The sequence below is a fragment of the Isachenkonia alkalipeptolytica genome (genome assembly GCF_009910325.1).
In the GTDB taxonomy this organism is placed as follows: domain Bacteria; phylum Bacillota; class Clostridia; order Peptostreptococcales; family T1SED10-28; genus Isachenkonia; species Isachenkonia alkalipeptolytica.
Map to the genome: position 1 here is coordinate 301,511 of NZ_SUMG01000001.1, position 26,345 is coordinate 327,855.

Consider the following 26,345-nt stretch of genomic DNA (forward strand, 5'->3'; position numbering starts at 1 on the left):
CCCGTCCCCTTTGGTTCACCCTTTGGTTGAACCTAATCAAAAGAGGGAAGAACATCAATGATCCGTTGTGCGATGGCTTCATAGCCTTCATCGTTGGGATGAAGACCGTCAAAGGAAAGAAATGTTTCTAATTGAAACTGGAAAAGGTCATAGGTGGGAATAAACACTGCATTCTCTTCTAAGGAAATCCACTGATTAGCAGCGGCATTCCAGCGTAGAAGAAATTCAGTCTCATCCTGATTGACTTCCGAGTAGTCCAAATTATAAAGACCGAGGAAGATGACCAGAGCCTCGGGGTTTTCACCGCGTAACAGGCGGAAGGTCTCTTCCAGGGTTTCAAAGTACATCTCCTCCAAGGATTCATAGGCTCTTTCCTGTTCTTCTACTGCCAGATTTTGAATCCTTCGCAAATCATTTCCGCCGATGGAGAGGAAAATAATATCGGCTTTTTCGATTTCCTCCATTAGGTCAGGATTTTCAAAAAGCTCCAGTAACTGGGGGCTTTGAAAACCGTCCACGGCAAAGTTATTATAGGTGATGGGCTCATCGGAGGAGTCTCGAAGATTTTCTACAACTCTTCCTGAAAAACCGAGTCCCTCATCATCTCCGGTACCTCGAGCTAAAGAATCGCCGAGACTTATAAAATTAAGCCCTTCCGAAGAATCTTCCCTAATTTCCTCTGCGTCCTCTCCGGGGACCTCGGTGGTTTCTTCGTCGTCGTTTTCATCCAACGGGTCTTCGATGAAATCCTCCTCTTCATTCTCCGTAGCATCCTCAGAAGGTTCTTCTGAAACCTCACCGGAGACGACCTGAAAAGAATTATACACGCCGAAGATGAAAAATCCGCTTCCAATAATGAAAAGCACTAGAAATACGGGCCATAAATAATTTTTAATAAATTTCAACATGGTTGTTCCTCCTAATCCAAAATGAAAACCTGCCAAAGGTTGATCCATATAGTCCAAACTTATATGAGACAATTTCTAAAGATCGAATTTCATAATTTTAATCCATAAAATCCTTATATTGAAAGACACCGTAGGCGATAATTACAGAACCTAAGGCCCAAGCCATCAGTACAGCGACGGAAAATCCCAGGCTAAGTCCCTCCACTTGTTGGAGATTGCCTGAAAGGAAATCCGTCAGTTGTAGATTTACATTAAAAAGGTAACGGGTCAATTCCCAGTCACCGATAAAGAAGCTGAGAAAAGTGCCACCGATTAAGGAAGACATCATAATTCCGATAGCCGCCGGGGTACTCTTTACTAATACGGAAACCATCAGTGCCATTTTCCCAATGGTAAAGGCAACGATATAACCTAAAGAGTAAACCATGATGTTGTACAAACCCAGACTCACGGTTTGAATGTTGGAAGTATCGAGACTGCCATCAACGATCCGAAACCCGGTAATCACCGGCTCTCCAAAACCTAAGCTTCCGAAGGTGAAGTAAGCGATGACTAAAGAAATCCCCGCCATAGCGAAAATCACCAGCATCTCCAACACCATCAGGGCCAAAACTTTTGAGGTAAGGATTTTCCAACGGGGTACCGGACGGGTCATTAAGAGTTTAATGGTACCGGTGGTGGATTCCTTCGAGACAATGTCGGCTCCCAACAGGATAATCAATAAAGGGAGAAAGAGAAATATAGACTGTTCCATAAAGTTACTCATGAATTGTCCTGCACTGAAGGTAGTGGGGTTGATGTCCTCTTCTAAATAGTAACGAAGCTGCTCTGCCCGAACTTCCAGGGAAGCCCGGCCTTCCTCGGGGATGAAGGGATTTTCTAACCGTCGGTCCAAATCCCGAAGCTGTTGATTGGTAATTTCCCGCCAGTCGTCGACATCCTCAATCCCCAGCTCTTCTGCCACTCGGGCTTCGGTGCGGTCCCGGGTGTACTGTTCCCCATAGGCGAATAACCCGATTAAAATTAAAAGAATGCCCAGAACCACAAACAGCCGTTTTTTCATAAAAAGTTTTAGTATCTCGTTGCCTACCAGATTATACAATTTCATCACCTGCTGTCAGCTCAAGGAAAAGATCCTCAAGGGATTTTTGGTTTTTCGCCACATAATATAGGGGGATTCCTTTGGAAAAAAGTCGCTGGTTTATGGCAGGGACATCTTCTTCCTTCACGAAAGCCACCAGTTCTTCATCATCTCTGATTTGCACTTGACCATTAAATTCGGTCTCGATCAGGGATTTTGCTTTAAGAGGATCCGCCAGTCGATAGGTGATTCCCTTTTCTTTAATGATTTCATCCACAGAGGTGACCTTAACGATACTACCTTGACGTATAATCGCCACACGGTCCGTCAACATCTCCATTTCCCCAAGGATGTGGCTTGATACCAACACCCCGAGATTTTCTTTTTCTGCAAGGGAGCGAATCAGATGTCGAAATTCGCTGATTCCCGAAGGATCCAATCCGTTAGTTGGCTCATCGAGGATTAATAGTTTCGGCCGTTTCATCAAAGCCTGGGCAATGCCAAGACGCTGTTTCATCCCTAAAGAATAGGTATATACTTTGTCATCAATTCGCTTTTCCAGTCCCACAAGGCTTACCATTTCCTTAATTCGGTCCTTGGTAATACCCCTTTCCATGGAGGCAAGAACTTTTAAATTTTCCCAGCCGGAAAGATAATCGTACATCTCCGGATTTTCGATGATGCAACCCACATTTTCCATGGCCTTCACAAAATCCTTTTTCACCGAGTATCCTCCGATTTTGATTTCTCCTTCTGTCATTCGAATCAGCCCCACAATCATTCGTAGAGTGGTGGTTTTTCCCGCTCCATTGGGACCGAGAAAACCAAAAACTTCCCCTGCGTATACGGATAAATCGATGCCTTTGATAATTCCTTTTTTTCGGATGGTTTTTTTCACATTGCTCAGTTCTAATACGGGATCTTTATTTTCCCGTCTTTTATTTTTCTCTTTTTTGATATCTTGGTCCATCATTACTATCCCAACTTTCTATAGCCCTAAGAACATGGATTATTCAATGAAGAATTTATACCCGAAAAAAGGGAAGTGAATCAATGAGTTGATAACATTTATTAATAAATAAAAGGCTGAGCTAAGTAAGATTGTAAAACAGAAGAATCTTCTAAAGGAATAGAAGAAAGGCAAAAAAAAGAGCATTCAAAAGAGAGAAGTCTTTTGAAAACTCATTGAAATCTTTCGGCTATTAAAGGGCAGCTATTTCTTCAGCAAAGGTTTCGTAGCGCTGCCTTGCTTTCTCCTGAGAACGAATTCGTTCCCAACGAATTCCTTCCCATCGCTTCAAAAGGACGGAAACGATTTCAGGATCCAGGGCCTGTTCTTCTCCCATTTTTTTATCACTTGATGAGCCTTTGCTTCCATCATTCCTTTTCGATAAGGGCGATTCTCGGTAATAGCGGTGAATACATCAGCCACCGCCATGATTTTCGCGCCGGTAGAAAGTTCATGGGCTTGTCGTTTAAAGGGATAACCTTCTCCGTCTAAGCGTTCATGATGCATTGAAGCATAACTGTTGATTTCCTCCATCCCTTTCACCCGATCCAATAATATGTAGCTATGATAGGTGTGGCCTTTCATCACTTCAAATTCATCCTCGGTTAAGGGACCGGGCTTCTCTAAAATTTGCCTCGGCACTGTAAGTTTACCGATATCGTGAAGGTAACCGGCAATTTCGATTTTCGCCACTGTTTTAGGATCCATTTCCATGGCTATTCCCAGGTTTTTTGCCACTGAGGCCACACCTTCACTATGCACCGCGGTAAATCGGCTTCGAAAGTCTATAATTCGGGCAAAGAGTTTGCTGATCCCTAAAAGCTCCTGAAGGTTTAATGTATAATCCTTTAGTTTAGGGCGCTTATAAAAATTTCCTCCTTTTCTTATGGAATCCATATCGTACCAAAAATATTCTTTTTTACAAAGACGATGGAAAGCTGCTACCATGCTAGGATGAAACTTTTTCCCTTGGTATTTGGTCAGTCTTTTCATCACCAGCCGTTTATTCTCTGTATTAATAGGCAAACCGATTAAAGAAGTGGCGATTCGGTCCGCTAAGTGAATCACATGACTGGAGGGACATACTTTTTCTCCTTCGTGGAACGCTCCCTTACCTTCTTCCCAATCCACATGATGATGTTTGATGATCCGGGCAATCTTTTGAAACTCCTTATACTCTCTAAGGAGTAGCCAACCAATCTTACCGTGTTTATGGGGATTAAGGACTTCAAAGGTTAAAACATCCAAGCGTTCCTGAATACTAAGGCCTCCGATATCATGAAGGATACCCGCAATTACCAAATCGTTTTTTTCATTTTCCTGGTAGTTTAACTCCTCCCCAAGGGCATAGGCGATATAAGCCACTTGCCGTTGATGCTCATTCACTTTAGGACTGATCATGTCCGAAGCCCTGGACAGTTCTATCGTTAAGTCGAGCAAAGATATCATTTTTTACCTTCTTTCTGTATGCAGTGATAAGAATATAGTCCTATAAATCTTAACATTACACCTGAATCCATTCAACAATTATTACTATTCCTTCACAAACAGTTGGATTTACCGTAGATTGCCACAAAGTTTTTACGAGTTGTCTTTAATGATTATTCAAAAGGTATAAAAAGTGGTATTATAGTACTATGTAAAACATGAATCCGGGGGGATGAATATGTACATTGCAAGACAGCCCATCTTCAATACAGAAAAGAGAGTATATGGATATGAACTGCTTTTTCGAAGAGGGAGGGAATCCCGGGCCTTTGATGGAAGCTCCGCTGCACATGCCACTGCCAGTGTGATTGCAGGCCTTTTTGAGTCAGGGATTGAAAAAATAGTGGAGAATAAAAAGGCCTTTATTAACTTTGACCATGAATTGATCGGGATGGACTTTGTAGAATTGATTCCTCCAAGCCGACTTGTGGTGGAGGTCTTGGAAGATGTAGAAGTATGTGAGAGTGTACAGGAACGTATTCGGTATCTTTCGAAACAGGGGTATCAAATTGCCCTGGATGATTTTGTTCATGATTACGGGTCCTATCCTTTAGTTAAAGAGGCGGATATTATCAAGTATGATTTGATGGCCACACCGCTGAACACCTTAAGAGAAACGGTTCAAATGGGATTGAAAGAAAAGAAAGTGCTACTGGCGGAAAAAATTGAAAGTGAAGAAGAGTTTCAACAAGCCAAAGCCATGGGATTTACTTTGTTTCAAGGATTTTTCTTTAGTAAACCCGCTATCATTGGGGCTGAAAATCGAACGAAGACCACCACTAAGACTCAGTACATTCGATTGATTCAGGAATTGCAACGGGAAGAGCCCTCTTTTGATTGTTTGGCCGAGATGATCGGTCAGGACGTGAACCTAGCCTATCGATTTATTCGGGTAATCAGCGGTCGGACTCGGGAAAATTCTGTGGATTCTATAAAGAAAGCTTTAACTTACATCGGTTTAAAAGAATTGGAACGGTGGATTCATGTACTGATGATTCAAGAGCTGGGAAGTGACAAGCCCCAGGCACTGGTGCAACTTTCCCTTATTCGATCTAAATTCGCCGAAAGGCTGGCTAAATGCAGTCGGTTAAAAAAACAGCAGCATGAAGCAGCATTAATGGGGCTTTTCAGTACGATTGACGCCTTAACAGATAGAGATATGAAACAAGCTCTGGAAGGGGTGTCCTTGTCGAAAACTGTTCGAAGCGCATTGCTTGAAGAAGAACAGGGCGAGCTCTCGGATATCGTTGAAATGATTAAATCCTATGAAAAGGCACAGTGGAGCAGTATTGATCGACTGGCGAAGAAATTGAATCTGAAACCGGAGGAGGTTTTTGATTGTTACTTACAATCCGTGGACTGGGGAAAAAAGACGATGGCAGACATGGTGTAGAAAAACTGATTGGCTGCGTTTAATAGGCAAATAAAATCCCTCGATGCATAGAGGAAGAGACGTCCCTTGAATGGTTAAAGGATATTACGGCAGAAAAATAACTAGACGGAATCAGTGTTATAGAGGATTTATCCTATACAACTGGAATTGTTAATACCCACAGGTTAAAATATTAGAAAAGAAAATTAATCCTTAAATAAAGGGTTTTTAAAATAAAGGGAGAATTATAATAAGAATAAACCCTATATAAAGGAGAAGATCTATGGAGAACATTCACAAGGATCAGCTACTGGTGAAAGCCATTGAAATTGCTGCAAAAACCCATGAGTATCAGAAACGAAAATCCACGGATATCCCCTACATTGTCCATCCCTTTGAAATCGCTATGATCCTTCAACGTAACGGGGTAGAGGATCAGGAAATTCTCGCTGCGGGGATTCTTCACGATACCTTGGAGGATGGCAACTTACAGGTGTCGGATCTTGAAAAGTGGTTTACTTCCCGGGTAAAGGAACTAGTGCTCCTGGCCTCAGAAGAACTTGAGGGTAGGAGTGAAAGACCCTGGGATAAGCGCAAGGCTCATACCATCGAAGCAATAAAAAGCTTAAACACCGATGTAAAGTTGATTGTCTGTGCGGATAAACTGAGTAATGCAAGAAGTATGCTTCGGTCTTATGAAAAAATAGGGGATCAACTGTGGGACCGTTTTAATGCAGGTTTTACAGATCAGCAATGGTATTATGACAGTCTGGTGGAATCTTTGAAAGATATGGAATCCTATGCAATGTACCAAGAGTTTAAAGAAACTGTTCAGCGCATTTTTCACAGGAAGGGAGAATAGTTATGAAAACTATTGGAATACTAGGAGGCATGGGTCCTGAGGCGACTCTGTTACTGTATCGGTTGATCATCGATCACACCGATGCAAAGTCGGATCAGGAACACATCCCAACCCTTATTTACTCCAACACGAGGGTCCCTGACCGAACCCGGGCTATCCTGCATCAAGGGGAAGACCCTCTGCCTTATTTGATCCAGTCGGCAAAAGTTCTTCGGGAAGGGGGCGCTGATATAATAGGGATGCCCTGCAATACCGCTCATCATTACTTTGATCGCCTCACTGAAGAGGTGGAGGGGGATTATGTTAATATGGTGGAGCTAACATACCGGCGGATATTGAATAACGATAGCCGTAAGAAGATCGTGCTTTTTGCCACGGCGGGAACCATCGAAACCGGGATTTATGATTTTTCTTTAAGAAATAAAGGTATCCAAGTATTGTCCCCGAAGCCAAAGGATCAGGAAGTCATTATGAAAATGATTTACGGACAGATCAAATCCGGAAAACGACCAATTGATTTAGAGGAGTACCAGGAACTGCTTTACCGGATGGAAGAGGAGGGCTTTGAGGCGGTGATTCTTGGTTGCACCGAGCTATCCTACCTTCACAGCATGTTTAAGTTTCCCGTTAATATAGAGTTCATCAATACCTTGGATCTTCTGGCCGCGGAACTGGTGAAAAAGGCAAAGCAGTAAGACAGAATAAATGAATAAAAGGAAAAAGTGTACCATGGGGTCGGACCCTATGGTACACTTTTTCCTTTTAGGTCTTTTATAGACAGTAATTTCCCTCTGGTGTACAATAAAAGAAAATGAAGTACAAGGAGGCATATTATGATTCAATGTTTTGGCGACAGCATTACCAAGGGTACCCCCGGGGTATCCTATTTAAAATACCTGGAAAAGGGAAAGTACCAAAATCAGGGGACTGGAGGGGAGACCGTTGAAGGTCTATATCCCAGACTCTCACACAGCATTAAACACGGCAAACATGAAAAATACATTATTCAAATAGGTACAAACGATATTTTGCTCCCCTATCTGGAAAAGTCTTCACCGAAATGGAAAAACAGGCTTAGAAAAATTGACAAGGTAAAAAAAGAAGGGGCAAGACCTAGCCGAACGGAAATCCAGTTTCAAAAGAGTTACCAAGAAATCGTAGATTTACTGAAAGAGCATGAAAAAGAGGCAGTATTGATCAATATTCCTGTAGTAGGAGAGAATTTGAGCCACGAAAGAAACAAAAAAACGGAGAAATTCAACAATATTATTAAGGCCATCGCTGAGAAGGAGGGTCTTCTCTTGGTGGATTTTTACGCCTGGCAGAAAAAGACCCTGGAAAAACTACAGAATAAAAAAGATTACTTTATAGATCCGGATCCGAAGCAAGTGGTGATCGATGGTTTAAAAAGCATTACAAGCCTGGGAAGAATGAGACTTTCCCAAAAGCGAAATTTAGTGCTCACCGTGGATGGGGTCCATTTAAATGATACAGGAGCTAAGGGTCTTGCAAAATTAGTCAGGGAAAAAGTGAAGTAGGCACAAAAGTGTACCATGGGGTCCGACCCCCTGGTACATTTTTTTGATTGAAACTGATAGGAAGCTGTGGTATATTTGACATGTTAGGTGACAAGACACCAAAAACCGGGAAAGGGTTGAATTCATGGATAAATATACGTTGATTCAAAGAATCCACCAATTGAAAAAAGAAAAGGGGGCCGTAATCTTAGCCCACCACTATCAAGTGGAGGAGGTAAAGGAAGTGGCGGACATCATTGGAGACTCCTTGGAACTGAGCCGAAAAGCCAGGGAAGTTAAGGCGAAAACCATTGTCTTAAGCGGGGTACATTTTATGGCGGAAAGTGTGAAAGTGCTGTCTCCCGATAAAAAAGTCTTGCTTCCCGTAAGGGATGCCGGGTGTCCCATGGCGGATATGATTGATGAAGAAAAGCTGGAAAGTTTTAAATCTGAGCATCCTAACGGCAAAGTGGTCTGCTATGTCAATACATCAGCAGAAGTAAAAGCAAAAAGCGATATTTGCTGTACCTCTTCTAATGCACTGTCTGTAGTAGATAGTATGGGAGCGGATCCGGTCCTCTTTATTCCGGACCAGAATCTGGGAAACTACGTAAAACAACATTCGAAAAACAATAACGTTATACCCTACGAGGGATACTGCATTACCCATCACCGAGCAAGAAAAGAAGACGCAATAAAGGCCAAAGGAAAGCATCCTGAAGGAAAGTTCCTGGCACACCCGGAATGCCGGCAGGAAGTCTTGGAAGAAGCGGACTTTATCGGAAGTACAACGGCCATTATCAACTATGCCAAAGATTCTAATAGTAAAACCTTTATTATCGGAACGGAAATGGGGGTGGTGGAGAGCTTAAAAAAACAACTGCCCAATAAAAACTTTTTTCTGCTGGCTCCCAGCTTTATTTGCAGCAATATGAAAAAGACCCGGTTAAAGGATGTTTACCGGGCGTTGAAGGAAGAAGAACATGAAATCCATTTAGAGGAACAGACCCGTAATAAAGCAGAAAAAGCTCTATCTAATATGCTGGCCGTATCTATAAACAGTCCTAAATCATTATAAGAGGTGGGAGCGTATGAATCAAGGGATGGAAAAAAGCTCGGCAACCCCAGAGTCATTTGGTATAACTCCGGAATATTTCGATGTGATTATTATCGGAACTGGAATTGCCGGGATGTTTACCGCATTGAGTATCGAGAGGAAACTGAAGGTATTGATGATCACCAAGGAAACCCTGGATCGTAGCACCAGTAACATGGCCCAAGGGGGGATTGTTTCGCCTATTTTTGGTGAAACCTTATATCAGGATACTCTAAAGGCGGGAGGGTATGTAAACGATCCCAAACGTGTAGAAATATTGGTGAAGGAAGGGTCGAAACAAATTGAAAAGCTCATAGAGTGGGGGGTTCCATTTGATCGGGATTCGGAGGGCAATCTTCTAGCAACCCGGGAAGGAGGTCACTCCGGGAGAAACATCCTTCACTGCAAAGATGAAACCGGAAAAAAAATAATGACCGGACTGGAGAGGAAGCTTCGGAATAAAAAAGGGGTTACCCTACTGGAAGAAACCTATGCTTATCAACTTACGGACTTTTCGGACTGGCAGAATAGTTCTAATAATCAAGGGGATGAGAATCAAGGTGCCGGGGAAAGCAAAGAAGACCCGGGGAACAGAGAAAAAGGCGGCATGGTATCGGTAATTCTTCCGACGGGTGATGTCGGAAAGTTTTACAGTCCGAACATAGTGATCGCCACTGGTGGCATCGGGGGGCTGTATCAGCACACTTCAAATCCTGAAGGCAACACGGGTGACGGTATAGCCCTTGGTAAATCTCTGGGAATCGAAATAAAAAACATGGAATTTAATCAATTTCACCCCACTTACTTTCAGGCTAAAGAAGGTACAGGTTTTTTAGTGACGGAAGCCCTACGGGGAGAAGGGGCAACACTTCGTAATGGAGAAGGGGTGGCTTTTATGAAAGAACGACATCCTATGGGAGACTTAGCCCCAAGGGATGTGGTGGCAAGAGGAATTTTTGAGGAACTTCAAAAAGTTCCAAAGACCATGGTTACAGTGGATATATCCCATCGGGAGGAAAACTTCATCAAGCAGCGGTTTCCGAAGATTTATCGAAAAGCATTAAAAAGAGGCTATGACATTACAAAGGAACCCCTGCCGGTAACGCCAGCCAGTCATTATATCATGGGAGGCATTGCAGTGGATGACTATGCCGAAACATCAATTCCGGGAATATTTGCTGTGGGGGAATGTGCTTGCAGTGATATTCATGGAGCCAATCGCCTAGCCAGTAACTCCCTATTGGATGCCATTGTTTTTGCAGGAAGAGCAGCTAATAAAATTACCGAAGCATTTCCTGAAACGATACAGGAAGAGTCTGTCCAAAGAATTACGTTGAATTGCAACAGTTTTCTGGAAAACAAGAGTTATAGAGAGTTTAGCTGGTCTCATGAGGAACTGAGGGCTTTTCGAAAAGCGTTGAAGAAGGATACACAAAAAGTTTTAGGCATTATAAAAAAAGACCGCCTGTTAAGTGAATTTCTTTTGGATCAGGAGCTTGCTTTAAGACTGTTTGATGATAAAGATCCCCCCAAAAAATGGACAGGGAAGGAAAAAAGAGATTTTCATGAAGTTAAAAATCATTTAACCGTTGCCCGCGTAATGACCAAGGCGGCACTTGAGCGAGAAGAGAATATTGGAGCCCATTACAAAGTGCAAGATGAAAAGAACCCTTAAAAATAGAAAATGATTAAAAGAAAAGAAAATAATTTACTGCAGAGGAGTTTATAAATATGAGGGAATACGGATTAGAGAAATTAATCGAAAGGGCTTTCGAAGAGGACTTCCCCTACGGAGATTTGACCACGGATGCACTGGTTTTGGGTAGAAAATCAGGAAAAGGGACAGTAACCGCAAAGGAGGATGGTGTGTTTGCAGGAGGTTTTGTATTCAAAGAAGTATTTTCCCGGTTAGATGAGGGCATCACCGTAACTTTGTCGGTGAAGGAAGGGGAAATTGTTCAAAATGGTCAGGAAGTAATTACCATAGAAGGCCCTTTAAACTCCATTCTAAAAGGTGAGCGGATCGCGTTGAACCTTTTGCAGAGACTTTCCGGAATTGCCAGTGCCACAAAAAACTACGTTGAAAGAATACAAGGTACTAAAGCGCAAATCACCGATACGAGAAAGACTACCCCAGGGCTTCGAGCCTTGGAGAAAAAAGCGGTGCAGTTAGGAGGCGGAATCAATCACCGTTTCAGTTTAAGTGACCATGTTCTGATCAAGGATAACCATATTATTGCCGCCGGGGGAGTGAAGCCTGCTATTAGAGGATGTCGTAAGGGTCTGTCTCACACGGTCAAAGTTCAAGTGGAAGTAAAAAATTCAGCAGAGCTTACCCAAGCAATCGAAGAAAATGCGGATATGATATTACTTGACAATATGACAATACAAGAAATGAAAGAAGCAGTGGACTTCACAGACGGCCGTGCAGTGCTGGAGGCTTCGGGAAATGTAACCTTAGAGCGAGTCGAAGATATTGCAAAAACCGGAGTAGATATTATTTCCATTGGGGCTCTGACCCATTCGGTAAAGGCCATGGATTTCAGTTTAAATATTAACTAAAGTTCTGAACTTGACGCAGGGAACGTGTCCATCTCCGGGCAAGAGGATTATTCGAAAAGTATATTGGAAGAGTTGATGCTGAAAAAGGAGACCATTGAAGATATTATTGCAGAAAGAGAAATGGAACTGGAAGAAAGCCCGCATACAGGAGAAACAACGGTATAAAGCTAAGATAATAATGAAAGGTGCGCCGAAATCGGCGCCTCATGTTTTGTTTTGAGTCTATTATAGATTTAGGAAATATAGGTAAGAAGTTTCCTAGGGAAAAATCAGGGTATGTATTTCCTAAGAAATTTTCGTGAAAACAAAAAAGGAGGAGGTACCGTGATTTATACAATTATCTTAATTATCTTAGCTATATGGTTGGCTGGTTTTGTACTGGAAATTGCCGGCGGACTGATCCACTTACTTTTGATCCTGGCAATAGCCGTATTTATTTTTAATCGGTTATCGGGACGCAAATAAAACGTCATAGAACGATTTTTTTCTATTGACTAATTATTTGGATGATGATAGCATATATTTGTAAGTTAAAAATAATAAAAATTGAATTTAATGATCTTGTTAGGAGAGACTCCTAGATGAACATAGGTTGTTGCCCAAAAATGTGGAGACACGCCAATGGGTAGAACAGGCACGATCGGATTAAGGTCTGCTTAAGGCAACTGATTCTATAAAGAATCTACGTCATCTAGTGTTGAAACCAGTACGAGGAGAATCGTTTGTTGTTTGAATGAAGCCGTTAGGCTTTATTCATGTTCCTTTGATATAAAAACGACTTCTCGGAGTCGTTTTTTTTAATGGAGTTAAAACTAATCGGTTCTCGATTTAATAGGGAGGTGAGCCCATGGACCCCGACGGACAATTTTGCGAAAACAGAAAGGAAAAAAACCAAACCCTTATAAACGAAAAAAAGCATTTGGAGGAGGAAGTACCATGAACAACATTAATGAAAAAAAGTTCTTGTACGGGCTCACATCAAAAATGAAAGTATCAAAGATTTAAAGGAAACCTTAAAAGAGTTATCGGAAATTGAAATTTTAGAACTACTAAGGGACTTTGCATCGGAGGACCAAGTGATGATCTTTCGGTTGTTGGAAAAGGAACGGGCATTGAATATTTTTGAAGAACTGGATCAGTTTTTACAGCAAAAATTAATCGAATCTTTCACAGATAGTCGGGCGGAAGCGTTAATCCAGGAAATGGCCCCCGATGATCGTGTAAAACTCTTTGACGAAATGCCGGCGAAGGTTACAAAACGTCTTTTGGAAACCCTCCCCAAGGATAAAAAGGAAGAAACCGCCCTGTTGATGGGTTTTGAGCCGGAAACCGCGGGACGTCTAATGAATCCCTCTTATATGAAGATTAAAAAAGAGGATACGGTTCAGGAAGCTCTCAAAAAAGTACAAAATGCAGCAGAGGATATTGAGAGTATTTACACCCTATACGTTACTGATGACAAACGAAAGCTTGAAGGAGTAATTTCTTTAAGAGAAGTGATGATGGGAAAAGAAGATCAAAAGATCAAAGAACTGATGAATGAAAATGTCATAAAGGTTCAAACTGATACGGATCAGGAAGAAGTGGCGGGAATCCTAAAAGATCTGGATTTTATGGCAGTTCCTGTAGTGGATAAAGAATCCCGATTAGTAGGGGTAATTACCTATGATGACGGAATGGATATATTAGAAGAGGAAATGACTGAGGATATTTATGATAAAGCGGGATTGGCAAATTTGAAAACAAAAGAATCTTCTCGAAGCGCAAAATTAATTGACGGTAGTATTCTGCAGATTTGGGCGGTCAGATTACCATTTTTAGTTATTGCATTATTTGGAGGTCTTGCGGCGGGAGCAGTTATCGGTGCCTTTGAAGAGTCCTTGGAAGCTATTGCGGCAGTGGCTATATTCATTCCGGTTATTATGGATATGGGTGGAAATGCCGGTACCCAATCCTCCACTATTTTTGCAAGAGGGTTCATTTTAGGCCATATCACGCCGGATCGATTCTTGAAGCATTTGGGAAAAGAGGTTTTGGTAGGAGCTAGCATGGGTACATTGGTAGGAGTAGTAGCAGGACTGATTGCCAATGCATGGCAGCCGATTGAAGGGCTGGGTTTGGCCGTAGGGCTAGCTTTAGGACTCACCATGACCATTGCCACAACCCTCGGGTTTATGATTCCCTTCCTTTTGCAGAAGTTTGGAGTGGATCAAGCGGCAGGTTCCGATCCAATTATTACAACAATAAAAGACATTAGTGGACTCTTAATCTACTTTTTACTGGTTAATCAATTTCTTGGACATTTAATGTAAAAAACGATAAAAATTGAAGTAGGGACGTGTAATAATGGTATCAATGGAGTTTTTAATACGAATTATATTTGCATTTTTGCTGGGGGGCGCCATCGGGTTTGAGCGTCAGCAGCGACAACGTATGGCTGGTGTTCGAACCAACGTACTGGTGAGTCTGGGAGCATTTTTGTTTATTACCCTGTCCACCATGATCGAGGGAGAAGGGAGCCCCACTCGAATGGCAGCCCAAGTGGTATCGGGAATCGGTTTTCTCGGCGCCGGAGTAATTATTCGCCAAGGGACTAATATTCGGGGGCTTAATACTGCGGCAACCCTTTGGTGTGCGGCGGCCATCGGTGTACTCACCGGTTTCGGATTTATTGCAGAAGCCGTAGTTGGGACCATTTTTATTCTCTTTGCCAATATTTATTTACGACTTTTCTTAAAGAAAATCAATCTGCCCTCCACGTCTAAAGATGAGGATCAAGAGGAAATTCATTACCGAATAAAAGTGCGGTGCAATGAGGAAGTTGAGTTTCAAATCCGCGCTCTCTTAATTGATTTAATGGCAAAGGAGGACCTTTTGCTTAGCTATTTAAAAAGTGAGGAGCAGGAGGATACCGGTGACGTCAAGATTTTTGCAGACATCGTAGCCTTCGAAAAATCCCATAAAGAGATTGAAGAACTGGCTGGAAAGCTGAGTCTTGAGAAACATGTTACCTCCGTGGGCTGGAAGGCTAGTGTGTAAATAGCCTTTCGATAAGCAAAGCACCGACCTTAGTGTCGGTGTTTTTTAGAATATATCATTAGGAAGCAGGAGATTTCCTTGATGGTATCGAATATTATAAAGGGACTGTAGAATAAAACTTATCAGTAGCTAACACGTATCAATTAAAGGAGGAACAGGATCATGAGAAAGATTTTGGTACTGCACGGAATCAATCATAATATGTTTGGAAAACGAGATCCGAAACAATACGGTACCGTAACCCTGGAAGAAATTAATCGCCGTATCCTTGAGCTGTCCGAGACCTTAGAGGTGGATGTGGAATTTTTCCAAACAAACCACGAAGGAGAAATGTGTGATCGAATTCATAGAGCTTATGAGGACATGGTTGATGGAATTGTGATCAATGGAGGAGCCTGGACCCATTACAGCTACGGAATCCGAGACGCCCTGGATATTCTTGAGGTGCCCATAGTGGAGGTGCACATGTCTAATGTGTATGCCAGGGAGTCCTTTCGGCACCATTCAGTATTTGGGGAAATCGTTCAAGGAGTAGTCTCCGGTTTCGGAGTAGACAGTTATCTGTTAGGTCTTCGGGCAGCAGTAGCGTCGATGGAATAGTTAGGATGAATAACTTTTGGTGTTTCATCGAGGAAAAATATACTGCACAAGTGATACGAGGAGTGACAATATGAAGAAAATAATCAGTGGAAAAACAAGGTTGGTTGGATTATTAGGGGATCCTGTGGAACACAGCTCATCCCCTTATATTCAAAATGCTGCATTTACAAAACTGGGGTTGGATTATGTCTACATGGCCTTTACCGTCAATCAGGAAAACCTGACGGAGGGAGTGCAGGCGTTGAAGACTTTGGACGCTCTGGGATTTAATGTGACCATGCCGAACAAAGAAGCGATTATCCCCCTCCTTGATGAAGTTTCCAAGGAGGCGAAACTGATCGGCGCGGTTAATACCGTGAAAATCACCGACAAAAGGTTAAAGGGATACAACACCGACGGAATGGGATTTGTAAAATCCCTAAGGGAGGAGGGGATTTCCCTTGGGGAGGAAAAATTTGTACTGGCCGGGGCTGGGGGAGCGGCAAGAAGCATTGCGGTTCAGTTAGCCCTGGAAGGTGCAAAAGAAATCGTGATTCTTAGCCGAAAGGGGGCTGACGGAGAGGTTATATGCAACGGGATCCGGGATAACATCCCCGGAGTGCTGGTAAACGGCGATAAGCTTACGGATGCAGCTTTAGAAAAAGAACTCAAAACTGCAGGGGTGTTTGTCAACTGTACCCCTTTGGGAATGAAACCCCGTGAGGATCAAAGTGTCATCCCGGATCCGAAGCTGCTTCGAAAAGATTTGGTGGTCTCGGATATCATTTATTCTCCTCGAACAACCCGACTGATGAAAATGGCCGTGGATAGAGGTTGCAAAGTAATTGGAGGAATGGGGATGCTACTGGGGCAGGGCGCTTTGGCTTTTGAAATATGGACCGGGGAGAAAATGCCGGTGGATGCTGTTAAAAGTGAATTGTTTTATAAGTAGATTTCCACGAAGGAACAACGTACAACAACGATTGCATACCGCGATGATTTCATAAGAAAATCCCAGGGAAGTAGTGGCACCGAATTTTAAGATCCTTTCAAATATTGAAGGGGTCTTTTATTAATGATAAGATAATTGGTATATTGTAGTAAGAGAAAAATTTTAAGTTTATACGGCCATCATGTATGAAGGGTTTTTCTAGGGTCCTATATGTAATTTTAAGGAATTAAGCTTAAGAAAGTTATAAAACGAAGATGAGAAACTGCAGGAAAAAACTGAAGGGGGATTTACATGAACATCGACTTTGAAATCACCATAAGGGAAATGAACACCGCGAGAGAACGTAAACGAGTTGTCCTGTTTTTAAATGAACAGGAACTTGAGCTGGAAAGGGACGTGGAATATACCTTGGCAGTTTTTCATAAAGACGAGATGATCGGCACTGGTTCTTTGAAGGGAAAAGTGTTGAAATCCATAGCGGTAAAACAAAATTTTCAAGGATCGGGGGTAACGAACAAAATAGTTTCTGAACTGATAAACGAAGCTTATTATCGGGGAAAGAGACATCTTTTTGTCTATACAAAGCCGGAAAACCGAAAGTTTTTCGAGGATTTGGGATTTTATGCCGTTGTAGAGGTGAATGATCGGGTTTGTTTACTGGAAAATCATAAAGAGGGCATCCATGGTTTTGTCCGGGAACTCAAAAGAGAGAAGATCAAGGGAAAGATCATAGGATCCATTGTAATGAACTGCAATCCCTTTACTTTAGGTCATCAATACCTGATTGAAAAGGCAGCAAAGGAATGTGACGGTGTCCATGTATTTGTTTTATGGGAGGACCAATCAAGTTTTCCTTCAGACATCCGCTATGAGCTTGTAAAAAAGGGAACGAAACACCTTTCCAATGTACGGGTGCATAGGGGAAGGGATTATGTGATTTCCGGTGCCACATTTCCGTCTTATTTTATACAGGGAGAAGAAGCCGTGGTAGAATCCCAGGCTTCATTGGACGTAACCATTTTCAAAGAATACATCGCTCCGGCCCTGGGTATTAATCGTCGTTATGTCGGGGAGGAACCCTTCTGCGCCGTGACCAATTTATATAATAAGACGATGGAAAAAATTCTTCCGCAGGTCGGTATTGAAGTGAAGGTGATCCCTAGGAAAAAAAGTGAGGGACTGGAAATCAGCGCCTCCATGGTTCGAAAAGGGTTGGTAGAACAAGGGGTGGAAAGTGTTCGACACTTAGTTCCGGAAAGTACTTATAATTTTTTATTATCCAAGAAAGCCAAGGGAATTATTGAAAAGCTGGGAAAAGAAAACCGACGTCATTAAAAGTTGATAGGTTTTTCACAAAAAAATCAAAAAAGTTATTTGAAAACTTAAACAAATATGATATGATGGGTGCAGGTTGAAAATTGTATACTAGGATACTAAAAGAGGTGAAAAACGTATGACAGATCTAGGACAGGTTGATTTAAGCGATCCTCGACCAATGCGAGAGATCGTATTGGAGAAGATTAAACAGGCCATCTATGAAGGTAGTTTAAAAAAAGAAGAGCGGCTGGTGGAAAGTACCATAGCGGATAATTTAGGTGTCAGTCGGACCCCGGTCAGAGAAGCACTACGGCAGTTGGAAAGCGAAGGCTTGGTTAAAAATTACCCTCGTCGTGGAGCGGTTGTGGAGGGAATCTCCATTAAGGATGCCATGGAAATTTATGATCTCAGGGAGGTTCTGGAAGGATTGATGGCGAGGAAAACCTGTGAGAACATAAGTGATGAAGGGATTCAACAACTAAAAGAGATCCTGTTGAAAATGAGAATTTCCATTGACGGTTCGGAGTATGAACAATATCTGACCCTTCATAACGACTATAATCGTATACTGCTCACGAATTCTAAGAACAAACGCCTGATTGCTATGATAACGAATATTCATGATAATTTATCAAGTTTAAGAAATATCACCCTACTGACAAAGGAACGTCGGGAAGAAGCTTTTTATGAGCATGGGGAAATTGTGGCGGCCCTTTCTGATAGAAACAGGGAACGGGTGGAAATTTTAGCAAGGAATCATGTAATCAATGCCAAAAGAGCTTTCCTGGATTCCGTTTCAAAGTAAACAGGAAAGTTTTTTTTACTGAAGAGTGTATACTAGTATACAATTTAAAATAAGAATGTAGCAAACTTTTTTCAAAAGAAGGAAAGAGGTGGTTCGATTAGAGTAGCTAAATGAGGAAAATGCGGAGCAAAGCCAGTGTGCAAAGCAAGTAAAAAAATCAAAAGCGGGGTGCAAATGATGAGTGAAGCAAAAGTTGAAAGCAAAGCAGCGGTTGGAACAAAAATCGTTGAAGAAAAAAGCAAATCGAAAGTGAAAATGTTTGGAATGCCTCTTTATATGTATGGAATTTTCGCAGTAATTATGGTTGCCGGGCTATTAACAGAAACGATTTCTACGGACTTAGCCGGAGGTTTTGCAATTTTATATTTCTTAGGAATTACCTTTGGAGAAATTGGTGATAGAATCCCCATATGGAAAGAATATATTGGCGGCGGAGCAATCCTTGCATTTTTGGGCGCGGCGTACTTGGTTTATGCAGGCATTTTACCGGAAACCTACGTTGAGTCGACTTCAGATTTTATGGCAGGAACCGGATTTTTAACCTTATTTATTACGGTACTGATCACCGGTTCAATTTTATCGGTAAACCGTAAACTGTTGATTCGATCCTTTGCCGGCTACATACCGGCAGTCCTTGGAGGATTACTGGGGGCGGCGATACTTGGAAGTGTTGCGGGGCTTCTTATGGGGATTCCCTTTACTGAGGTTATTATGCTTTATGTTCTTCCGATTATGGGAGGCGGAAACGGCGGAGGGGCTATTCCCCTCAGTGAAATCTGGCACCAGGTAACGGGAGAATCCCAGGATGGATATTATTCTTTTGCCATTGCAATTTTAACTATTGCCAACATTGTAGCGATTTTCGCAGGTGCTCTGTTAAACAAACTGGGCGAGAGCCAAAAAGGTCTTACGGGCAACGGATCCGATTTGATTCGAAACGAAAAAGCCTTTATTGATACAAAGGAAAAAAAGGAAGTCAAGATTACCCATCGAGAAATTGCAGCAGGTCTTGTTTTAGCCGCGATGTTTTATGCTCTGGGAAGACTATTCTCAGGATTTATCCTTCCTTCCATCGGCGGCGTGGTAATCCATCAATATGCTTATATGGTAATATTTGTAGCCATCTTTAATGCTATCGGAATTATTCCGGATGAGTTAAAGGGTGGAGCAAAGAGGCTTCAAACCTTCTTCTCCGGTCAATTTATCTGGGTGATTATGGCCGGTGTGGGAATTGCCTATACGGATTTAGGAGAACTTTTTGCAGCCATTACGTTAGGAAATGTATTTATCGCAACGATCATCGTACTCGGTGCAATTGCCGGGAGTGCCATTGTCGGTTATCTGGTAGGGTTCTTCCCTATTGATTCTGCGGTAACCGCGGGTCTTTGCATGTCTAATCGTGGAGGATCCGGTGACTTAGCAGTTTTAGGGGCCGCGAAACGGATGGAGCTAATCTCCTACGGACAGATAGCCTCTCGACTGGGTGGAGGAATGGTGCTTGTAATCGCTAGTATTTTCTTTAGTATTTTCGCATAATCGGATATAATAGAGTCAGAATTAGAGTGAAATCATAGCATTGACGGAATAAAGAAAAGGGAGTCAGAAAAACATCATTCTGACTCTCTTTCAATGATATGATTTGGACTGTGAAGGAGGATGAATTATGGATATGAAGGGGATTGGCCAGGCCGGAAGCCTGGAATCCAATGACGTAATGGTGACGGTGGAGCTATTGGAGCAGGAAGATCTCACTATTGAGTTGGAAAGTACCGTAAAGGAGCAATTTGGTAAACAGATCGAAGAAGTCACTCGAGAGGTATTGAAAGAGATGAAGGTAGACAAGGCATTTATCCGGATCATCGATAAAGGAGCCTTAGACTTTGCTGTTCGGGCACGGATTAAAACTGCAATCAATAGGGCAAGGAGGAGTGAGTAGGGATGAAACAATTACGAAGGACCATGCTGTTTGTTCCGGCAAACAACCCAAACATGATGCTTAATGCATCGGTCTTTAAACCGGATTGTATTATCTTTGATTTGGAAGATGCCATTGCAATTCGGGAAAAAGACAGTGCAAGGGATTTACTTGTGGAAGCCTTGAAAACCATAGATTACGAAGGGGTTGAAATTCTGGCCCGGGTGAACCCTCTGTATACACCCTACGGGAAAGAGGATGTGAAAGCCCTTATTAAAGCAGGACTTAGGAATGTACGGTATCCCATGTCCGAGACCAAGGAGGATATTGAGAAACTGGATCGTTTAATAACAGAGACGGAAAAAGAATTGGGAATTGAAGAGGGTTCTGTGAAAATTCTCGGAGCCATAGAAACCGCAAAAGGGGTAATTAATGCTCCCCAGATTGCCACAGCCAGTACCCGCATGGTGGGGATTTCCTTCGGAGCGGAAGACTTTACCCGTACTATCGGTGCTGAGCGAAGCAAAGGTGCAGAAGAGCTCTTTGTTGCCCGTTCCCAAATTGTACTTGCGGCAGCTTCTGCAGGAATTGATGCCATTGATACGGTGTTTGCCGATGTGGAGGATATGGAAGGGTTTGAGCGGGAAGTGGAATCCGCAAAGAGATTGGGGTTTGCAGGAAAATCTGTAATTCATCCCAGTCAGATCCCCGCTGTCCATAAGGCGTTCACCCCTTCGGAAGAAGAGTTGGAAAAAGCACTTCGGGTGATGGACGCCATCAATGAAGCGGAAAAGAAGGGACTTGGAGTCATCTCGCTGGATGGAAAAATGGTGGATGCTCCGGTGGTGGCCAGGGCTGCCAAGATCGTTCGACTAGCCGAGGGTGCAGGGATGATTCAGGAGGTGGAAGAATGAAAAAATTTGTAAAAAATGCTATCGGACGGGAAATTCCCGTCTTTATGGAAGGATTGGGGAATCTTACCCCGTTTAAGGGTGCATACGATCATTTTCCCGAAGGAAATAGACATGCAACAAGACTTACGAAGAGTTTTGAAAGTGAAAACAAACTGTTGTCCGACTTGAAAACCGGTATTGAGAGAAGCGGTATCAAAGACGGCATGACCATTTCCTTTCATCATCATTTCCGGAACGGAGATTTTCTTGTAAATCAGGTTATGGACATCCTTGCGGAAATGGGAATCAAAGACATTACCATATTTGCCAGCTCCTTGCAGGGCATTCATAAGCCTCTTATTGAACATATAAAAAATGGTGTGGTTACAGGGATTGAAACCAGTGGTATTCGTGGAGAATTAGGGGAAGCTATTACCCGGGATCACATCTTAAAGAAACCGGTCATCATCCGGTCCCATGGCGGTCGACCACGAGCTATTGCAGCAGGAGAGACAAAAATCGACGTCGCTTTCCTTGCGGCACCGGCAGCGGATGAATACGGAAATGTAAATGGAGTGGAAGGTCCCACTGCCTGTGGATCTCTAGGGTATGCTATGGCTGATGCGGAGTATGCGAATAAAGTTGTGGTGGTTACAGACCACTTAGTGAATTATCCGGCAACCCCCATAAGTATTCCCCAAACCCTGGTGGATTACGTGGTTAAGGTTGACAAAATCGGGGATCCCGCTGGGATTGTATCGGGTGCTACAAGGATTACCAAAAATCCAATGGAGCTGCTGATTGCAGAGCAGGCATCGAAGGCGGTGATTTCTTCAGGACTGGTTAAGGAAGGATTTTCCTTTCAAGCAGGTACTGGTGGTCCGTCCCTAGCGGTGGCTCATTTTCTTCGAGAGCATATGATAAACGAAGGCATCAAGGGTAGCTTTGCATCGGGAGGTACCACGGGATATCTCGTGGAAATGTTAAATGAAGGATTATTTAAAACTTTGCTGGATGTACAGTGCTTTGATCTGAAAGCCGTAGAATCCATTAAGACCAATCCGAATCATGTGGAAATGTCGGCGGATTACTACGCGAACCCTCATAACAAAGGTTGCGCGGCAAATAAGTTGGATATTATGATTCTTAGCGCGACGGAAATTGATGTGGATTTTAATGTGAATGTTATTACTGGCTCCAACGGTGTGATTATGGGAGCCTCCGGAGGGCACTGTGACACCGCAGCAGGAGCAAAACTTTCCATTGTGGTGGCACCCCTCCTTCGTGGACGACTGCCCATCGTGGTGGACAAAGTAACCACTGTAATTACTCCTGGAGAAACCATCGATGCGGTGGTAACCGAACGGGGAATCGCCGTAAACCCAAGGAGAAAAGACTTAAAGGAACAGTTTACAAATGCCGGTTTAAAGGTTGTAACCATGGAAGAGTTAAAATTGATAGCGGAGAAGCTTTCGGGAAAGCCGGAAGCGATTCAAACCTCCGATGAAATTGTGGGTCTTGTCCAGTATCGGGACGGCACGATCATCGATACAATCAAAAGAGTGGTGGAGTAACCATGAGTTCCCTCCATCAAAAAGTGTTGGAAGCGAAGGAAGAACGAAGTCTTTTTCAGTCGGAATTACGTAACAAACACGGCCTCCCGGTGATCTCCCTTACCTTAAATCTTCCCGGAGGATTTGAAGGGTATGAAGGTTGGGAAGCTGTGTTCAAAAAATCTAGAGACATCATAAGCAAAACCTTTTCACAAGGGATCGTAGAGCATCATCACCGTTTAGGTAAATGGGGGCCCGAAGGGTTCTGGGTTGTAAACCTTCCGGCAGAGACAGTAAAGAAGCAAACGATAGAAATAGAAGAAAATCATTTTTTCGGGCGTATTTTTGATCTGGATGTACTTAACGAAGCGGGGACCATTCTCTCAAGACGGGATTTTTCCATGGAGGGAAGGCAATGCGTAGTCTGTGAAAAACCTGCCCTGTCATGTTATCGAGGGCAGTCCCATGAACTATGGGAAGTTAAAGAAAAAGTAGAAGAAATCATCTGTAAAGGATTGAGTCGGGATGTCTAAGAGGGAATGGAAAGTATCAAAGGAAGCCATGAATATCGGTCAGGCCATGACTGCGGGAGTTTTACTGGAAGTTGCCTGTGAGCCATCCCCTGGGCTAGTAAGTCCGAATTCCGCAGGAGCCCATGGTGATATGAATATGATGAGTTTTCTCCTCAGCAGTGCAGCCATTGCTCCCTACTTCAGCCTTTTTGCCCAACTGGGCCGGGACTGGGATGAAGAAGAACCCCTACTGGAAGTTTTAAGACCCCATGGGATAAATGCGGAAAAGGAATTTCTCGCTTTAACAGATCAGGTAAATACCCAGCGAGGCATTTTGTTTGTGGGTGGAATTGTGGCCGCTGCCGCCGGAATGGCGGGAAAAACCGGAAAAATTACCGCAGTGAAAATAAGTCAACGTGTAGCGTTAATCTGCGAGGGAATTGTACAGCGAGAATTGGAATCCGTAAATCCCAACGGCAAAAACAGCAACGGAGAAAAGCTTTTTATGGAGCATCACTTGACAGGGATTCGGGGAGAAGTAGAAAAAGGACTGCCTTCAGTGATGGAAGTGGGTTATCCTGTGTTTTGCAAAAGTATGAATCAGGGTATGGGTCTCAATGACTCTATGGTGCATACCTTGATTCACCTGTTCAACTGCGTAGAGGATACCACCGTTGCATCAAGACTCGGACCCCACGGGTTGAAAAAATGCAAAGATGCCTCAAAAATCGTGATTGAAAAAGGGTCTATGGAAACTGAAGAAGGTCGTAGGGCCCTAAAAGAGATGGATGATTACTTTATAAAAGAAAACATCAGCCCTGGAGGTTGCGCGGATCTATTAGCAATAATCGTAGGCATCTACCTTCTGGAAGGGCATTCCTTGGAATTGGAAAGTATCCTGAGACGAGAGCCTTAACAGTAAAGATTTCACAACAGTGATTCCGGATAATGCATGCACATATAAAGCACCCTGAAGGATATCAGGGTGCTTTATATGTGCATGTAAACCCCTTCGTCAATAATTGCAGTTATCTATCGGGACTTCCAATCAATTAGTTTTACATTGCAAACGGTTTTGTAATTGGTTCAAAGATTTACTTCTCTACCTTTTCAATAATATGAACTTCTTCTAGCTGCAAGGGATAACTCTCCATAACGTCGCCGGTATAAAAGATCCGAAGGGTGTCTCCTCCTTCCATTTCCGGTACATCCCCCGGGTCTAAGGTATCTGTGTTTATTGATACCCGATCTCCGCTTTGAAGGAGATCCTCTCCTTCCGCGGGTTCGACTAGGATGGTATTTTCATCGATTTCCAAAAGTGTGGCCACAAACTGTAAAATTTGAACTTCATCATTTCCATTCATATCGCCATTTTCCGGATCTCCTCTGTTATTATCAGCACAGCCGATCAGTAATAATCCGGTGAAAATCAATAGTAGAAAAGGCTTTAATGGTTTTTTTATCACGTAAAACACCTCCATATAACTCTTATACCCATTAGACGAAGAAAGACTTGAGAAGTTCCAAGTAAAATAGTCGAAAAACCCTTGAAGGATTCTTACAAGGCATTTTGAAAACATCTATGGTGTACTAAATAATATAAATAGTATAAAATTCTTATAATGAAAGAGGTACCGCTATGAAAGCCATAAAAACTGAAGATGTGGTAGGGATGGTTTTGGGTCACGACATTACAAAAATTGTACCAGGAGAATTCAAAGGTGTTGCCTTTAAAAAAGGACATATTATTGAAGATAAAGATATTCAAGAACTATTAAATATTGGAAAAGAGCATATTTATATTATGGAATTTTCTCCTGAGGAGATCCATGAAGATGAAGCAGCAATAAAATTAGGAAGACTTGCTTTGGGTGGAGGAGTCAGACTAACTCTCCCTTCACAAGGGAAAGTTAATTTACCGGCAAAAGAAGAAGGGTTGTTAAAGGTTAACAAAGAGTTATTGTTCGAGATAAATGATTTAGGTGAAATCTGTTTTGTCACCATTTATGGAAATCATAGGATAAAAAAAGGTGGGCTCATAGCAGGATGCAGAATAATACCACTAATTATAAAAAAGGAGAAAATATAACAGCAGAAAAAATTCTTGAAGACCATCCTCCTATGATTTGAAGTAAAGCCCTTATATGCTTTAAAGATAGGAGTCATCATTACAGGAAGAGAGGTCTACAAAGGCAGAATTAAGGACAAGTTTGGACCGGTTATTGAGAAAAAGCTGAAGAAATATCCTGCTGATATTATCGCAAAAACTAAGGTGCCCGATGAAATTGAAGAGATTGCAACAGCAATAATGGATTTTAAAGCTCAAGGAGTAGAGTTGATTATCGTAACCGGAGGTATGTCTGTGGATCCCGACGACAAAACTCCTGGTGGTATAAAAGCCACGGGAGCAGAGATAATCATCTACGGTACACCAGTCCTGCCTGGTGCAATGCTTATGATGGCGTATATCGAGAATACAACGATTTTTGGATTGCCCGGATGCGTAATGTTCTCCCGCACCACTGCATTTGATATATTACTACCTAGGATATTTGCAAAAGAAAAGATAGAACGGCGGAGCATTGTGGAATTGGGTTATGGAGGACAATGCTTAAAATGTGAGGTGTGTACTTTTCCTGACTGCCATTTTGGAAAAACTTAGAGAATGAAGAAAAATATTGCTGTGTCAGCTTTGCTTCCCAGGAACATTAGTAAGGTCATTTATCCGGTCATATTTCAAATTGAAGAGTAAGGTTTTGTTTCAACTTTTCTCAAACATTCAAAGATCGCTATAGTTAGTGTAGGGATCTTATTTTTGTTCTATCAGTTCTGATGAAAAGCCAAAAGTATTAATAAAATTTTGAAGTAGGTTTTCATGTAAATAT

27 protein-coding genes, 1 pseudogene and 1 riboswitch are annotated in these 26,345 nt (G+C 42.5%); of the genes and pseudogenes, 23 read left to right on the plus strand and 5 right to left on the minus strand.

Annotated features, from left to right (window positions below; genetic code table 11):
• Window positions 1-32: 32 nt before the first annotated feature.
• The 4 genes from ISALK_RS01420 to ISALK_RS01435 form a co-directional block, all read right to left on the minus strand.
• Window positions 33-908, minus strand: a complete 876-nt coding sequence (locus ISALK_RS01420) for a GDSL-type esterase/lipase family protein (protein WP_160718447.1) — start codon at window positions 906-908, stop codon at window positions 33-35.
• Window positions 909-1,005: 97 nt separating this feature from the next.
• Complete coding sequence (locus ISALK_RS01425; protein WP_160718448.1) at window positions 1,006-2,016, minus strand: DUF2705 family protein; 1,011 nt, start codon at window positions 2,014-2,016, stop codon at window positions 1,006-1,008.
• Window positions 2,003-2,962, minus strand: coding sequence for an ABC transporter ATP-binding protein (locus ISALK_RS01430; RefSeq protein ID WP_236660218.1), 960 nt, complete (start codon window positions 2,960-2,962; stop codon window positions 2,003-2,005). Before ISALK_RS01430 ends, ISALK_RS01425 begins: the two co-directional genes overlap by 14 nt.
• A 324-nt stretch (window positions 2,963-3,286) precedes the next feature.
• On the minus strand, window positions 3,287-4,447 hold the full coding sequence (locus tag ISALK_RS01435) for an HD-GYP domain-containing protein (protein ID WP_160718449.1): 1,161 nt from the start codon (window positions 4,445-4,447) through the stop codon (window positions 3,287-3,289).
• A gap of 217 nt (window positions 4,448-4,664) precedes the next feature.
• Here ISALK_RS01435 and ISALK_RS01440 point away from each other — a divergent pair, with 217 nt between their 5' ends.
• From ISALK_RS01440 to ISALK_RS01535, 21 genes and pseudogenes are all read left to right on the plus strand, one after another.
• Window positions 4,665-5,879, plus strand: coding sequence for an EAL and HDOD domain-containing protein (locus ISALK_RS01440; protein WP_160718450.1), 1,215 nt, complete (start codon window positions 4,665-4,667; stop codon window positions 5,877-5,879).
• A gap of 262 nt (window positions 5,880-6,141) precedes the next feature.
• Window positions 6,142-6,720: an HD domain-containing protein gene (locus ISALK_RS01445; RefSeq protein WP_201756812.1), complete on the plus strand. Its 579-nt coding sequence runs from the start codon at window positions 6,142-6,144 to the stop codon at window positions 6,718-6,720.
• Between the two features lie 2 nt (window positions 6,721-6,722).
• Window positions 6,723-7,415 carry a cysteate racemase gene (gene cuyB, locus ISALK_RS01450; protein ID WP_160718451.1) on the plus strand — a complete coding sequence of 231 codons (693 nt, stop codon included), beginning with the start codon at window positions 6,723-6,725 and terminating at the stop codon, window positions 7,413-7,415.
• Between the two features lie 138 nt (window positions 7,416-7,553).
• Window positions 7,554-8,258, plus strand: a complete 705-nt coding sequence (locus ISALK_RS01455; RefSeq protein WP_160718452.1) for an SGNH/GDSL hydrolase family protein — start codon at window positions 7,554-7,556, stop codon at window positions 8,256-8,258.
• A gap of 124 nt (window positions 8,259-8,382) precedes the next feature.
• On the plus strand, window positions 8,383-9,315 hold the full coding sequence (nadA, locus tag ISALK_RS01460; protein WP_160718453.1) for a quinolinate synthase NadA: 933 nt from the start codon (window positions 8,383-8,385) through the stop codon (window positions 9,313-9,315).
• A gap of 13 nt (window positions 9,316-9,328) precedes the next feature.
• Complete coding sequence (locus ISALK_RS01465) at window positions 9,329-11,008, plus strand: L-aspartate oxidase (protein WP_160718454.1); 1,680 nt, start codon at window positions 9,329-9,331, stop codon at window positions 11,006-11,008.
• 56 nt (window positions 11,009-11,064) lie between these two features.
• On the plus strand, window positions 11,065-11,895 hold the full coding sequence (nadC, locus tag ISALK_RS01470; protein WP_160718455.1) for a carboxylating nicotinate-nucleotide diphosphorylase: 831 nt from the start codon (window positions 11,065-11,067) through the stop codon (window positions 11,893-11,895).
• Between the two features lie 24 nt (window positions 11,896-11,919).
• Window positions 11,920-12,060 (plus strand): hypothetical protein, encoded by a 141-nt coding sequence (locus ISALK_RS14990; protein ID WP_236660219.1) that lies wholly within the window; start codon window positions 11,920-11,922, stop codon window positions 12,058-12,060.
• Between the two features lie 159 nt (window positions 12,061-12,219).
• Window positions 12,220-12,360, plus strand: coding sequence for a lmo0937 family membrane protein (locus tag ISALK_RS15200; protein ID WP_160718456.1), 141 nt, complete (start codon window positions 12,220-12,222; stop codon window positions 12,358-12,360).
• An 88-nt stretch (window positions 12,361-12,448) separates the two neighbouring features.
• Window positions 12,449-12,619: riboswitch (M-box (ykoK) riboswitch) on the plus strand.
• A 250-nt stretch (window positions 12,620-12,869) separates the two neighbouring features.
• A pseudogene (gene mgtE / locus ISALK_RS01480) lies at window positions 12,870-14,207 on the plus strand (magnesium transporter); the annotation flags it as partial.
• Window positions 14,208-14,241: 34 nt separating this feature from the next.
• The gene (locus ISALK_RS01485; protein ID WP_160718457.1) at window positions 14,242-14,934 is read left to right on the plus strand and encodes an MgtC/SapB family protein; all 693 of its coding nucleotides are present in this window, start codon (window positions 14,242-14,244) and stop codon (window positions 14,932-14,934) included.
• 162 nt (window positions 14,935-15,096) lie between these two features.
• A complete protein-coding gene (gene aroQ, locus ISALK_RS01490; protein ID WP_160718458.1) occupies window positions 15,097-15,534 on the plus strand; it encodes a type II 3-dehydroquinate dehydratase in 438 nt (145 codons plus the stop codon).
• Window positions 15,535-15,604: 70 nt separating this feature from the next.
• The gene (locus ISALK_RS01495; protein ID WP_160718459.1) at window positions 15,605-16,465 is read left to right on the plus strand and encodes a shikimate dehydrogenase; all 861 of its coding nucleotides are present in this window, start codon (window positions 15,605-15,607) and stop codon (window positions 16,463-16,465) included.
• Window positions 16,466-16,756: 291 nt separating this feature from the next.
• Entirely contained in the window at window positions 16,757-17,800 is a 1,044-nt protein-coding gene (gene citC / locus ISALK_RS01500; RefSeq protein WP_160718460.1) for a [citrate (pro-3S)-lyase] ligase, read from the plus strand.
• A gap of 118 nt (window positions 17,801-17,918) precedes the next feature.
• Window positions 17,919-18,587 (plus strand): GntR family transcriptional regulator, encoded by a 669-nt coding sequence (locus ISALK_RS01505; RefSeq protein WP_160718461.1) that lies wholly within the window; start codon window positions 17,919-17,921, stop codon window positions 18,585-18,587.
• Between the two features lie 135 nt (window positions 18,588-18,722).
• Complete coding sequence (gene citS, locus ISALK_RS01510) at window positions 18,723-20,123, plus strand: citrate/sodium symporter CitS (protein ID WP_371723352.1); 1,401 nt, start codon at window positions 18,723-18,725, stop codon at window positions 20,121-20,123.
• 127 nt (window positions 20,124-20,250) lie between these two features.
• Complete coding sequence (gene citD / locus ISALK_RS01515) at window positions 20,251-20,523, plus strand: citrate lyase acyl carrier protein (RefSeq protein ID WP_160718462.1); 273 nt, start codon at window positions 20,251-20,253, stop codon at window positions 20,521-20,523.
• A 2-nt stretch (window positions 20,524-20,525) separates the two neighbouring features.
• Window positions 20,526-21,416: an HpcH/HpaI aldolase/citrate lyase family protein gene (locus tag ISALK_RS01520; protein WP_160718463.1), complete on the plus strand. Its 891-nt coding sequence runs from the start codon at window positions 20,526-20,528 to the stop codon at window positions 21,414-21,416.
• Complete coding sequence (citF, locus tag ISALK_RS01525) at window positions 21,413-22,969, plus strand: citrate lyase subunit alpha (protein ID WP_160718464.1); 1,557 nt, start codon at window positions 21,413-21,415, stop codon at window positions 22,967-22,969. Before ISALK_RS01520 ends, citF begins: the two co-directional genes overlap by 4 nt.
• Before the next feature lie 2 nt (window positions 22,970-22,971).
• Entirely contained in the window at window positions 22,972-23,481 is a 510-nt protein-coding gene (gene citX / locus ISALK_RS01530) for a citrate lyase holo-[acyl-carrier protein] synthase (protein WP_160718465.1), read from the plus strand.
• Window positions 23,474-24,376, plus strand: coding sequence for a triphosphoribosyl-dephospho-CoA synthase (locus ISALK_RS01535; RefSeq protein WP_160718466.1), 903 nt, complete (start codon window positions 23,474-23,476; stop codon window positions 24,374-24,376). The genes citX and ISALK_RS01535 overlap by 8 nt, the downstream gene beginning before the upstream one ends.
• A gap of 178 nt (window positions 24,377-24,554) precedes the next feature.
• On the opposite strand, the gene ISALK_RS01540 is transcribed toward ISALK_RS01535, so the two are convergent.
• Window positions 24,555-24,926 (minus strand): hypothetical protein, encoded by a 372-nt coding sequence (locus ISALK_RS01540; protein ID WP_371723356.1) that lies wholly within the window; start codon window positions 24,924-24,926, stop codon window positions 24,555-24,557.
• 173 nt (window positions 24,927-25,099) lie between these two features.
• Here ISALK_RS01540 and ISALK_RS15270 point away from each other — a divergent pair, with 173 nt between their 5' ends.
• Window positions 25,100-25,549, plus strand: coding sequence for a DUF8806 domain-containing protein (locus ISALK_RS15270; RefSeq protein WP_306770676.1), 450 nt, complete (start codon window positions 25,100-25,102; stop codon window positions 25,547-25,549).
• A 78-nt stretch (window positions 25,550-25,627) separates the two neighbouring features.
• Window positions 25,628-26,122, plus strand: coding sequence for a molybdopterin-binding protein (locus tag ISALK_RS15275; RefSeq protein ID WP_371723381.1), 495 nt, complete (start codon window positions 25,628-25,630; stop codon window positions 26,120-26,122).
• Window positions 26,123-26,345: the final 223 nt, after the last annotated feature.